Here is a 13,082-nt window from a genome sequence, read left to right on the forward strand (position 1 = left end):
AATTATCGAATATTTTTGATATATTTTTATTTAGCAGAATATTTCATTTATTTTAAGGGGGAGTAGAGGTGATATTACATGCGAATATTTCAGGGGCTGGCGAACCAATTGTATTTCTGCATTCTGGCGGTATGACAGGATTAACAGAGTTTGAAGAACAGACTGAGTTTTTTAAAAAAGAAAGTTATAAAATAATTCGACCGGATTTAAGAGGCCATGGGAAAACAGGGGGTTCCATAAAAAATTACTTTTCTCAATGTCCAGACGATATAAGAGATACTTTAGAATTTTTACAAGTGAACCGTTGTCATATCGCAGGAGTTTCAATTGGCGGGTTAGTTGCACTTTTATTTGCCAAAAAGTATCCGGAGAAAGTAAAATCATTAACTTTTTCTGGGATTTTTCCGATGAAAACAGAAAACTGGGATGAAGATCAAAAGGAAGAAGCAATTAGACATAAAATGTTATTCGAAAATGAAGAGATTGTAAATTATATGAATCAAATCCATGTAAATAGTGATTGGAAAGCATTAATCGAATCATGGAATGAAGAGGATTGGTATCCATTTTCTGAAACGAGGGAAGTTTCAAGTTTACAAGTGCCATCGTTATGTATAGTAGGGGGAGAATCAAAAGCTGAAGTTACCGCCGCTATGACATTTAAAGAATTAAATCCCGCAATTTATATTGCGGTTATTCCTTTTGCAAGTCATCTCGTTCATCGGGATCAGCCTGATGTATATTCAAATATATTGTCTAAATTCTTACAGAGTGTGAAAGCTGCTAGTCGAGAGAACTAATTTTTGGGTATAATAATAAAAGAATTTAATAATTTGTAGTATCGGTTAGGAGCTTAGTTGACATGAAAACAGTTCTTGTTATAGGTGGAGGTATTACAGGCCTCTCCACAATGTTTTACTTAGAAAGAATGAAAAAGGATTACAATCTAGATTTAAATTTAATCCTAGTGGAAAAAGAGAAATATTTAGGCGGGAAAATTCATAGTGTGAAAAAGCATGGTTTTATTATGGAGACAGGGGCAGACTCTATGGTTGCACGAAATGAACATGTTATTCCTCTTATAAAAGAATTGAATTTAGAAGAGGAGATGGTTTATAACGAAACAGGAATTTCTTACATTTATTCAGATAATATGTTACATCCAATTCCCGCTGATACTGTATTTGGAATCCCAACAAGTGTAGAATCATTATTTCACAGTACATTAGTTTCTGCAAAAGGGAAGATCACTGCGCTAAAAGACTTTATTACGAAAAATAAAAGTTTCACAAAAGAGACATCGCTTGCTTTATTTTTGGAAAGCTTTTTAGGAAAAGAGTTAGTGGAAAAGCAAATTGCTCCTGTGCTTTCGGGTGTATATTCTGGCAAATTACATGAACTTACGATGGCATCTACATTGCCATATTTAGTGGACTATAAAAATAAGTACGGCAGTATTATAAAAGGATTTGAAGTAAATAAAAAACAATTTCAGGCGGCTGGAAATAAAAAGTTTGTATCATTTAAAAACGGATTATCTACAATTATTCATCGGTTAGAAGAGACATTAAGTGATACGGAAATACGAAAAGGAATGCTAACAACAAATATAAGTAAAAACGATGATGGATATGAAGTTTCTTTTGTGAATGGAGAAACAGTAAAAGCAGATTGTGTCGTGCTAGCTGTTCCACATGATGTTGCACAAACAATTTTACATTCTCGTGATTTGGACGATGAATTTGATAAATTTAAGAACTCATCGCTTGTAAGTATTTATTTAGGGTTTGATATACCTGATCATCAATTACCGGCAGATGGAACTGGCTTTATTGTTTCGGAAAACGGAAATTTACAATGTGATGCTTGTACTTGGACAAGTAGAAAATGGAAACACACGTCAGAAAAGCAAAATTTACTAGTGAGAATGTTTTATAAAAGTTCAAACGCAAATTACGAAAAAATGAAACATAGTAGTGAAGAAGAACGTCTTCAAATTGCTTTAACGGATATTGAAAAAAGTCTTGGAATTCAGGGGAAACCACAAGTAGTTGAAGTTACAAATTGGGATGGCTTAATGCCAAATTATCATTTAGAGCATAATCAAGCAGTTCAATCTTTAAATGAAAAATTAGTAAAAATTGTTCCGAATATTTATGTAGCTGGAGCTTCTTATTACGGTGTAGGTATTGGAGCTTGTATAGGAAACGGAAAACAAACAGCAAGTCAAATTATAAAAGCATTACATAATTGCTCAAAGTAAGCATAAAGAAACAAACCCTCTCATCGCTAAGAGGGTTTGTTTCTTTATGACGCTGCACATTGTCATGCCTTACAATCTTCTTAAATAAGCGGATGAAGGAAAAGAATAAAAAAATAACAAAACCGGTGGAGATAATCTATTTTCTCCACCGGTTTTTTAGTTATTGGAAGAAACGTGTAGGAAAAGTCCAAGAAGATTATTACTTTACTTTAAATAGAAGATCTATTTGACGAATTTCGTCGTCTGTTAGATGGATATCTAATGTTTTTAAATTATCAAGTATTTGATCGACTCTTTTTGCACCTGGTATTAAAGCGTCAATGGAATCTCTTGTTAAATACCAAGCAAGTACTACATGAGCTATTTCTGTCTGTTTTGCATGAGCAATTTGACGGATTCTCTCTACCTTTTCTAAATTTTCTTTAAACGATTCACCTTGGAAATGAGGCATATCGGCACGTAAATCATGAAACTTCATATCTTTATTGTATTTACCAGCCAATAAACCGGCAGCTAGAGGGAAGTATGGTATAAATGAAATGTTATTTTCTTTCGCATAGGGTAATAAATCAATTTCTGCATCTCGTTTTAATAAATTATACTCTCCTTGATATACATCAACATAACCATTTTGGTTAGCTTCTTTTAATTGATCAATCGAAAAATTTGATACACCAATTGCTCTTATTTTTCCTTCTTCTTTTAAACGCTGTAAGGCACCGACAGCTTCATCTTTTGGTGTATTGTCATCAGGGAAATGAATATAGTATAAATCGATATAATCTGTTTTCAGGCGCTTTAAACTATCTTCTACAGAGCGGGTTAAAAATGCAGGAGAGTTATCAAAAACAATATCATTGCCTACTATTTTATGAGCACCCTTTGTAGCAAGAATAACTTCTGAACGCTTTTTTGTTTCTTGTAGTACTTCACCAATTAACTCCTCAGATCGTTCAGGTCCGTATATGTATGCTGTATCCAAAAAGTTAATTCCATTATGTAGCGCAGTTCGAACTAAATCTTTTCCAACTTCTTCATCTAAATTTGGATACAGATTGTGACCTCCAACAGCGTTTGTTCCAAATCCAATAGGATTGACATATAAATCGGTATTACCAAGTTGGACTTTCTTATTCATTATCATTTCAACTCCTTTTAAGTATCTAATTTAAAGGATACCAGAATAATAATTGAAATGAAAATATTATGATTATTTATAAAAATAAAATCCCCTCCTATCATAAGATAAGAGGGGATGTGTAAATATTATCCTAATTTAGGTAGTAATCGTTCTCCGCTTTTCATATTACTTTTACATAAAGGGCATTTTGGCTCTTCTTCAAATGAAAAGTTTTTTCTCATCCATCCTAAACAATCCTCTGATTCACATTCCCAAACAGGGGTTTGTTCTGGTGGTACTTCTGCTACATCGTTCTTGCGATTGCGATACATATGACCACTCCTTTTATGTAAAAATTTGAATTATATATAAAAAGGTTGTTAACCGTGCTTGGTAACAACCTTTTTTTATTGTTTGGATTATAACTTTACAACGTTTTTTGCTTGAGGTCCACGATTGCCTTCTTCAACTTCGAAGTTCACTTCTTGACCTTCGTCAAGAGTTTTAAATCCTTCGCCAGTAATAGCTGAGAAATGAACGAATACATCGTTACCATCTTCAACTTCGATGAAACCGAAACCTTTTTCGCTGTTAAACCATTTTACTTTACCTGTTAATGTCATGGCAAATGCCTCCTGAAAATAAAAAAATTATAATATGATCAGTCTTATTTAGACGAAAATAAACATTCACATATTATCAAAAACCCATGAAGAAGGAAAAACATTCCTTATGGATGTTTGATAATATGTGAAATGAATGTTATTCCATTGAACCTTAAATTTCATTTTACAGCATATGGTGAGAAATAGCAAGTGCTGGAATGATTATGAAGAAATATAGGAATCGGAATTTGAAACATATAGACAGATATCATCACTTATATTGCTATCACGGAGGAAGAGAAAGTGTATTTGTATAACAAATTGTTAAGATGTCAAGAGTTGTGAGAAAAAGAAAAGAGAAGGAATCTGCGTGACCGTATTGTAATATAATGGTAAAATGTATTAGGAGGTGGAAAAATGAGACATACTGAATACAAAGTTATTGAAGCCGCAAAAGAAGGGAAGAAGAAGGTCCATCCAATTTTTGCAGTTATATTATCTATTCTATTTATAATACTTGGTGAAGTATTTATATTGTTTATGTTATTTTTACCAAAAGCAGAAACAACATTTATGAAAGGGATTTACGCTAATATACAGATGATTTTAACGTTTGGAGGAGCAACTTTTATTGTATTTCTATGGGTGCGCTTTATAGAGAAAAGACCGTTCTCATCCATTGGATTTTGGAAAAATCAATTTTTTAAAAAATACATAAAAGGAGCGTTTATAGGGTTTCTACTCATTTCTCTCCCTGTTGTGTTCCTAGTTATAACAGGATTTGTACAGCTGCAAATGCAACATATGACGATTACAGCTATATTAGGAATTTTAAGTTCTTTCGTTGCATTTCTCATACAAGGTGCCACAGAAGAAATCATTGTAAGAGGATGGTTGTTCCCGGTTATATCTGTTAGAAGTCGTATATGGATCGGCGTTATGGTAACTTCTCTTTTATTTGGGTTTCTACATTTGCTAAATCCCGGTGTTACCATCTTATCTATTACAAATATTATATTAGTTGGTGTGTTTGCTGCTTTATACGTATTAAAAGATAATAGCCTTTCGGGAATTTGTGCTTGGCATTCGATATGGAATTGGGCGCAGTACAATGTATATGGTTTTGCAGTTAGTGGGACAACTATATTTTCTACACCGTTTTTTCGATCGACGACAAATGGACCAGATGCTTTGCATGGAGGAGCGTTCGGAATTGAAGGAAGTGTAATTACAACAATTATGCTTGTTGTTGCTTCCATCATATTATGGAAACAATTGAATAATAAACAAAGAGTGCTAAAATAGGAGGTCACTGAAAAAGTCGACTTCATAATCAAAAGGAGTCTATCACCCACTATATACAGAGGTGGCGGACTCTTTTTTATTCTTAACATTTTCATAAAATACATGTTGTTTCTTCGAAGTAATCACTTTTTCAGTGCCGTCCTAAAATAGCTAGCGTATTACTTTACAGAACTGTATTGTTTGGATGTTTGCAAAATCGTGTTTAAAATTTGTATGTTTGCCATTTCATTTTTCATAATCGCTTCTTGATATTTTGGAATAAATATTTGAGGAGGTGAAACTGGCATTTCTCCACAAATATCAATTCCATATACTTCTTTTTTGTCAATCATGGAGCGAATATAGCTTAATAATGTCGATAATTTCATGTGACCTTGATCCCAATTTGTGACAGTGTCTTTCGGATCTAAAACATCTTTATCCACACTTATATAAATCGTATCGGTTTGAATATGAGAAAGGATTGTATGTAAAGAGACGATATGTGAACCTTCCACTGGAAAAATTTCTATTTTTGAATGTTCGGAAGAATGGATTTGAAACGAAGAAGGCCCGACAATGATTACTTTTTGAAGCATATCATTGTTTCGCAATGCAAATGAAACCCATGATCCGCAAGAAATCATATTCCTTTCTTGAGAAGGAGATAGATTCATATCTGTATGATGATCAAACAGAATGAGGGTGAAAGGTTTTAATACTTCTTGAATAAGTAAATATGATACGTAATGATAGTTACCAGAGCCGATAAAGGTAATGCCTTTTTGTTTTCGATTATGTAATTTTGCTTGAATGTGCTGCAATGCACTTTTCTCACAGTATAAATTTGAATGTTCCAAATGACGAAAATCAATATCTTCATGTGAATAAGAATGAAGTTTATTTTGTAATCGATACGTTTCATCAAAATGAAGAAAAGTTAAACCATTATTTAATAAACTCATATTTATTCATCTCCTTTCTATAACTCTAGCATAAATTTGAAAGAGTACAAAATGAAATGCTTATTTGTATAGGGAGTTGAGTAGAAATTCACATAAATAAAGTGAAACTTGAATCAGTAGGAATTTTCTTCATCCTCCATTGATTATGAGGCATCCCCAATCGGGTTGTTACGGGCAGTTAATGCGGGATAAACAGAATAATCTTATGATTATTATTTAGAAGAAATATAATTTTAGTGAATATGTATATTACGATAATATATTGTTGGAAGTGTAGAGGGAAGGGAATTTATATGTGTAAAGCGGTAGCGCAAGTGGGAATTGCATTTTAAAATTGATTTGTAACAAATATATTTTGCGGAATAAAATAATATAATGAAGCTTTTTTGTTATATTTTGTGATAATATATTGATTTGAAAGCGGTGTACTCCGCTAATAAAAAAATATAATATAATGAAATTGATGGAATAAGTATTATGGAGGGACAATATGGGGAATAGTGCTACTTTTGAAAGTTTTTTTGTAAAAGAACCAAGAAAGGAACAGTTATTTTCGTTATTCGAGGAAGTATTTGGTGTTTCTGAGAAAATGTTGCAAGATTTCGATGCGAGAGGATTTTGGGATCATACATATAAACCAGTTTCGTTTGTTCATGAAGAAAAAGTAATTGCGAATGTTTCTAGTTTTACACTTCCATTACTTGTGAATGGAAATGTTGTGAATGCAGTGGGGATTCAGTCGGTTATGACGCATCCTGAGTATCGGCAGAGAGGTTTGATGAAGCAACTTTTTTCTAAAGTATTAGAACAAATTGATAGACAGTACGACTGTGCAATCTTATTCACAGAGAATCCGGAATTCTATGAGTATTTTGGATTTCAAGTTTTAAAAGAATATCTAATGACATTATCATATGAAAGTGGTGAGAAGACAGATTCATCACTCCGAAAATTGAATTTTTATCATGAAGAAGATATTCAGTTCATAAAAGAAAAGATAGAGGAGAGTCAGACGCTTTCTAATATGTTTTCAACCTTAAACTATAAATCTTCTTTTTATTTCAATATGTATGAGGACAAATGGAACGATAAGCTCTACTATTCAGAAAAATTAGACGCAATAATCGTGTATGAAGTAGAGAAGAAAACATTAAAACTATTCGGTGTGTTTGCACCAGTTTTCCCAATTTTAGATGAAATATGTAGTGAAATTCCTGAAAGATTTACAGAAATTGAATTTTATTTTCATCCAGATGAACTAGGGATTGAAGACGTAACATATCAAGAATTTCACTCCGGTAAGTATTTAATGGTTCGAAGTAATCATAACATCCAGTTCAATCGATGTAAATTTCCAATTTTAACTGAGTTTTAATGTGCATAAATAAAGGATTCGAAAACGAATTACTTGAGTTTTCAATTGAATCCGAGGAAAACCGCATTCTTGCAAAAGAGTGCGGTTTCCTTATGGGATGAAAATAAGAATACATTGACGAATAAAAGGTTAATATTTTATCAATTAATAATGTTAAATATTAACCTGTAGAATATAATAGTAGTAGAGGGGAAGCCGATATATAGAAGAGTAGAAGGAGGAGATATATCAATTATAAAATGTCAATTTAATAGAAAAAGGAGAAAGTGTATGAAATCATTCCGGAAATTATTGCAATATTTAAAACCATACATGTTCTTTGCGATGATTGGACCGTTATTCATGGTACTTGAAGTAGCGATGGACTTAATTCAACCGACGATTATGCAGCACATTATCGATATTGGTATTGCGCAGCAAGATTTTCATTATGTCATGAAGATGGGACTTCTTATGATCGGTGCAGCAGGGATGGGATTAATTGGTGGTTTAGGTTGTATGCTGTATTCTACGAAAGCTGCGGTGAATTTTGCAACAGATATTAGAAAAGATGTTTTTACAAAAATTGAGACATTTTCTAGTAAAAATCGTGATTCATTTGGAACAGGTAAATTGCTTACAATTGTAACAAATGATATTACATCTATTCAAGCAGCAATGACGATGACATTACGTGTTCTTGTCCGTGGACCTTTATTATTTATAGGAAGTATTATTATCGTTTTCGTTACAGCAAGAGATTTATTTTCTATTTTACTTGTCGTTGTACCAATTTTATTTGTTGCGATTGTTTTTATAGCTGGGCGAGCTAGCGGTTCGTTTAAGCGCGTACAAGAAGCTTTAGATAAAGTAAATACAAAACTGCAAGAAAATTTATCCGGTGTTCGTGTCGTCAAAGCATATGTAAGACAAAAATATGAAATTTCTCAATTTAAGAAAGTGAATAAGCATTTAACAGGAGTTAGTACGTATGCAGTACAAATGATTTCACTTATGATGCCAATTATTATGCTTGTTGTAAATGGAGGTATTGTAGCTACATTATGGATGGGTGGGGAAAAAGTATTTCATGACACTCTCCAAGTCGGAGCGATCTTAGCATTTATTAACTATTTAAATATTATTTTGATGTCGCTTATGTCTATTAGTATGGTATTTATTCAAATTTCACGTGCATTTTCATCTGCTGATCGTGTACAACAAGTGCTTGACACGAAAGTGGATATTACGAATGAAGCAGACATGTATAAGCCTAAGAAAATAAGTGGGAATATTGAGTTTAAAAATGTAAGTTACAGTTACAGTAAAAACGATGAGTACGTTTTGAAAAATATTTCGTTTAAAGTCCAAAAAGGTGAGAAGGTAGGAGTGATCGGATCTACGGGAAGTGGTAAGTCTACTTTAATGAAATTACTTCCGCGTTTGTATGATGTTGACCAAGGTGACATTTACATTGATGGTGTGAATGTGAAATTATATGATTTACAAACATTGCGTGCTTCTATCGGAGTTGTACCTCAAAAGGCATTGTTATTTTCAGGAACGATTGAGGAGAATTTAAAGTATGGAAAGGAAAATGCAACGGCAGAAGAATTAGAAGTAGCAGCGGCGGCAGCTTGTGCGACGGAGTTTATTTATAAGTTAGAAGATGCATACCGCTATCAGTTAACACAAGGAGCAACAAACTTATCCGGTGGTCAAAAGCAACGTTTATCTATTGCAAGAGCGCTTGTACGGCAACCTGCTATACTTGTGCTCGATGATTCTACTTCGGCAGTAGATGCAAAATCAGAAAAAATCATACAAGAAGCATTAAAGGGTACATATACAGGAACAACAACATTTTTCATTGCATCAAAAATTTCATCGATTATCGATGCGGATCAAATACTTGTCTTGGATAATGGCAAGTTAGTTGGAAACGGAACACATGAAAATTTAATAAGGTCATGTAAAGTATATCAAGAAATTTATCTTTCCCAAGGTGGTAGTTTATATGAAGAAGGAGGGAAAGAAAATGCGTAATTTCCAAGGGCAGTTTGCAAATAAAAATGGGCGTAACAACGTAAAAGGTGGAAAGCCAAAAAATACAAAAGGCACAATAATGAGAATTTGGACCTATATGGGGTATCAAAAAGTGGCTCTTATTTTCGTTGTTATGCTTGTAATTGCGACCACGTTATTAGGTTTACTAGGACCGTATTATATAGGAGTTATTATTGATGAATATATTATACCAAGAGACTTACATGGGACAGTTAAAATGTGTATACTCCTTACGGCCATTTATAGTGTAACCGTATTTTTAACTTGGCTGCAAACCTTTATGATGGTGAATGTTGCATTAAAAACAATTCAAAAAATACGCCAAGATCTTTTTGAAAAAATCCAGACATTGTCTCTTCGATTTTTTGATATGCGTTCTCAAGGGGATTTAATGAGTCGCGTAACAAATGATATTGACAATTTAAATCAAGCTTTAACGCAGAGCGTCGTCCAAATTATCTCATCTGCTTTAACATTTGTTGGTGTAACGATTGCTATGTTTGCACTAGATTGGATTTTAGCAATTGTAACTCTTATTACGGTCCCGATTATGTTTTTTGTGACAAAAAGATTAGTTGCCTATAGCGGGAAAAATTTTGCGAAGCGTCAACAAGATTTAGGAGAATTAAATGGCTTTATTGAAGAAGCGATTACAGGAGCAAATGTAATCACATTATACGGAAAAGAAAAAGAAACCGTTCATAAATTTAATACGATTAATGAAAAACTGAGAGTCTCTGCGACAAAGGCAGATACCTTTTCGGCATTCATTTTTCCGAGTATGAATTTCATTAACAATTTAGGGATGGGGCTTGTTATTGGAACAGGATCAATTATGGTTTTAACTGGAATGACAACAGTAGGAATTATTGCTTCATTTATTAACTATTCTCGTCAATTTTCAAGGCCGCTGAGTCAATTTGCTACACTTATGAATACCATTCAAGCAGCAGTTGCTGGAGGAGAGCGTGTTTTTGAAATTATGGATGAAGTGCCAGAAATTCAAAATAAAAAAAATCCAATTGTTGTTCAGAAATTAGAAGGTAATGTGATATTTGATCATGTTTCATTTGGATATGAGAAAGAAAAAGAGATTTTAAAAGACGTTAGCTTGCAAGCAAGCCCAGGTGAAACGATCGCGCTTGTAGGGACGACTGGATCTGGAAAAACAACGATTATTAACTTGTTAACACGGTTTTATGATATTCATAAAGGGCAAATTAAAATCGATGGAACGAATATAAAAGAGTATGATATTTCTTCATTGCGAAGCAAAATCGGTGTAGTTTTACAAGATACGTATTTATTTGCTGGAACAATTATGGATAATATTCGCTATGGACGATTGGATGCAAGTGATGAAGAAGTCATTGCTGCAGCTAAAGCTGCTTCGGCGCATTCTTTTATTAAGCATTTACCAAATCGATATGAAACAAAAATAGCATCAGAAGGAGCCAATTTAAGTCAAGGACAAAAACAGTTACTTGCAATTGCAAGAGCGATTTTAGCTGATGCAGATATTTTAATTTTAGATGAAGCGACATCAAATATTGATACAAGAACGGAATTGCAAATTCAAGCTGGATTACATCGTTTAATGAAGGGGAAAACAAGTTTTGTCATTGCTCATCGCTTAAAGACAATTGAAGAAGCTGATCAAATTCTTGTTATTCAAGATGGGAAAATTATTGAAAGAGGTGACCATACATTACTAATGGAAAAGGAAGGGGTTTATTATGGTATGTACACAAGTCAATTTAAAATTTAAATCAAAATGTTGATAAAAAGCGATTTCTCTTCAAATGAGAAATCGTTTTTTCAATTGACAAGCGAAAGGTAAGGAAAGGTTTCATTACGAACAAAAGGAGCAATCTTTAAGAATGCTCCTTTTGTTACATGAGTTGTTTAGCTATTTTTTATTGCAATTACAGCCTTTTTTCTTTTTATATCCTTGCTGTTGTAATTTGCTTTGCCGCTCAGAAGAATTGGAAGGTTGAGAGGATGAAGGACGATTGGTTTTATTGTTAGAGGAACTGTTACGATAGTTCATGATTTCATCACCTCCAATTTAATATATAAATATTATATGTTTGAAGTCTATTAAAAGTGACATGAGAAAGAGAGAGCGATATGTAAGAATATGGACAGCTGTGTAAAACAAAAATCCAATGTTTTTCTCTATGAAGGTATTGAAAAGATATATTTTCTAATTCATGTTGAATATGAGATAAGCCTAACTTTTTTGCCAAGGGCGCAAAACAGCTTTAATGTTTCATTAGCATAAGCAACTTGTTTAGCAGGCTTTTTAACACTTAATGTGTGTATATTATGAAGGCGATCTATTACTTTAATCATTACGACGCGAATATCTTTTTGTGAAGCGAGTAAAAATTTTTTTAAGTTCATAGCGTCATATAGTTCTTTTTCTTGCCCGTGCTGTTTTTCTTCTTTCGTTAATCCATCTATAATATAACTGACAGTATGACCGAAAAGAGATTGAACTTGCTTAAGTGAATAGGAAGTATCTTCGACGACGTCATGTAGCAATGCAGCAATTAACGTTACTATATCCGCCTTATAATTTAATAATATTTCTGTTACCGCAAAAGGATGATTAATATATGGTTCTCCAGTTTGGCGATATTGACCATCATGCGCTTGCTTAGCAAATAATATAGCTCTTCTCAAGTGATGTTGTTCCTCGGAAGATAAATAAGAGGCTTTTTCTAATAATATTTTATTCATATATATCCATCCCTTATATTTTTAATCATTCATTCGATAGAAAAAAGAAAAACCCTTTTTTTCATGGAATGAATGATTTAGAGTGAAGGGATATGTATAAAATAGATAGAATGTAATTCTCTAGTTTATATTTTTACCCAATGAGTACGAATTCGATGCGAAGTGAAAAAGAGTTATTGATTAAAGTTCCACTCTATATCTGTAATCTAGATAGCGTTTTATTTTTATTAATAAGAATCAAAATAAGAACTCCTCACCTCAGAATTACATAGAGGAGGAGCTCTACTAGATGTTTGATTTATTTTTCCAAGAGCTCAAGAGGAACGTCTTTTTCGCCTAATACTTCAAATTTAATCTCTCCGTCCTCTTCATAAATTCGTTTAATAATCGGTATAGTTATCATTTGCTTTTTATGTTGCTTTCGTTTTCTAGCCATATCTAAATTGATCACGTTCATATTTAAAGCATCCTTTCTTATGAATAGTTACTAGAAGAAAATACGTCCAAAACGGCGCTTTTTACACTTGAAATACCGATTAAAGTGAATTGGATTTTAAATAGAAAATATTATGAATGATATAAATGCACGTAGAAATTAACTGTATCAAAAAATGAAACAATTTGCCATAAAAAATTCATTTTTTTGTCTTATAACAGGAAAAAGGAAAGCATTTCGCAT

Annotated in this window: 11 protein-coding genes and 1 pseudogene; 6 read left to right on the forward strand and 6 right to left on the reverse strand. The window is 32.8% G+C overall.

The window, feature by feature from the left end:
• The first annotated feature begins 68 nt into the window (after positions 1-68).
• Together BCER98_RS09175 and BCER98_RS09180 are read left to right on the forward strand one after the other, a co-directional pair.
• The gene (locus tag BCER98_RS09175) at positions 69-800 is read left to right on the forward strand and encodes an alpha/beta fold hydrolase (protein ID WP_012094261.1); all 732 of its coding nucleotides are present in this window, start codon (positions 69-71) and stop codon (positions 798-800) included.
• 62 nt (positions 801-862) lie between these two features.
• Entirely contained in the window at positions 863-2,263 is a 1,401-nt protein-coding gene (locus tag BCER98_RS09180; protein ID WP_012094262.1) for a protoporphyrinogen oxidase, read from the forward strand.
• A 199-nt stretch (positions 2,264-2,462) separates the two neighbouring features.
• Here BCER98_RS09180 and BCER98_RS09185 read toward each other — a convergent pair whose 3' ends face one another.
• From BCER98_RS09185 to BCER98_RS09195, 3 genes are all read right to left on the reverse strand, one after another.
• Positions 2,463-3,401, reverse strand: coding sequence for an aldo/keto reductase (locus tag BCER98_RS09185; protein WP_041809721.1), 939 nt, complete (start codon positions 3,399-3,401; stop codon positions 2,463-2,465).
• A gap of 128 nt (positions 3,402-3,529) precedes the next feature.
• Positions 3,530-3,715 carry a cold-shock protein gene (locus BCER98_RS09190; RefSeq protein ID WP_000286200.1) on the reverse strand — a complete coding sequence of 62 codons (186 nt, stop codon included), beginning with the start codon at positions 3,713-3,715 and terminating at the stop codon, positions 3,530-3,532.
• 87 nt (positions 3,716-3,802) lie between these two features.
• A complete protein-coding gene (locus tag BCER98_RS09195; protein ID WP_012094264.1) occupies positions 3,803-4,006 on the reverse strand; it encodes a cold-shock protein in 204 nt (67 codons plus the stop codon).
• Positions 4,007-4,405: 399 nt separating this feature from the next.
• On the opposite strand from BCER98_RS09195, the gene BCER98_RS09200 reads away from it, so the two are divergent.
• Complete coding sequence (locus tag BCER98_RS09200; RefSeq protein ID WP_012094265.1) at positions 4,406-5,293, forward strand: CPBP family intramembrane glutamic endopeptidase; 888 nt, start codon at positions 4,406-4,408, stop codon at positions 5,291-5,293.
• Between the two features lie 158 nt (positions 5,294-5,451).
• Here the strand turns inward: BCER98_RS09200 and BCER98_RS09205 are convergent, their stop codons facing one another.
• Complete coding sequence (locus tag BCER98_RS09205) at positions 5,452-6,237, reverse strand: arginase family protein (RefSeq protein ID WP_012094266.1); 786 nt, start codon at positions 6,235-6,237, stop codon at positions 5,452-5,454.
• Positions 6,238-6,727: 490 nt separating this feature from the next.
• Here BCER98_RS09205 and BCER98_RS09210 point away from each other — a divergent pair, with 490 nt between their 5' ends.
• The 3 genes from BCER98_RS09210 (at position 6,728) to BCER98_RS09220 (ending at position 11,426) form a co-directional block, all read left to right on the forward strand.
• Positions 6,728-7,612, forward strand: a complete 885-nt coding sequence (locus tag BCER98_RS09210; protein ID WP_012094267.1) for a GNAT family N-acetyltransferase — start codon at positions 6,728-6,730, stop codon at positions 7,610-7,612.
• 270 nt (positions 7,613-7,882) lie between these two features.
• Positions 7,883-9,637, forward strand: coding sequence for an ABC transporter ATP-binding protein (locus tag BCER98_RS09215; protein WP_012094268.1), 1,755 nt, complete (start codon positions 7,883-7,885; stop codon positions 9,635-9,637).
• A complete protein-coding gene (locus BCER98_RS09220; RefSeq protein WP_041809724.1) occupies positions 9,630-11,426 on the forward strand; it encodes an ABC transporter ATP-binding protein in 1,797 nt (598 codons plus the stop codon). Before BCER98_RS09215 ends, BCER98_RS09220 begins: the two co-directional genes overlap by 8 nt.
• 400 nt (positions 11,427-11,826) lie before the next feature.
• Here BCER98_RS09220 and BCER98_RS09225 read toward each other — a convergent pair.
• Positions 11,827-12,403 (reverse strand): annotated as a pseudogene (locus tag BCER98_RS09225) (HD domain-containing protein); the annotation flags it as partial.
• 298 nt (positions 12,404-12,701) lie between these two features.
• Positions 12,702-12,860: a hypothetical protein gene (locus BCER98_RS22475; RefSeq protein WP_012094271.1), complete on the reverse strand. Its 159-nt coding sequence runs from the start codon at positions 12,858-12,860 to the stop codon at positions 12,702-12,704.
• Positions 12,861-13,082: the final 222 nt, after the last annotated feature.

It is taken from the genome of Bacillus cytotoxicus NVH 391-98, assembly GCF_000017425.1.
Taxonomy (GTDB): Bacteria; Bacillota; Bacilli; order Bacillales; family Bacillaceae_G; genus Bacillus_A; species Bacillus_A cytotoxicus.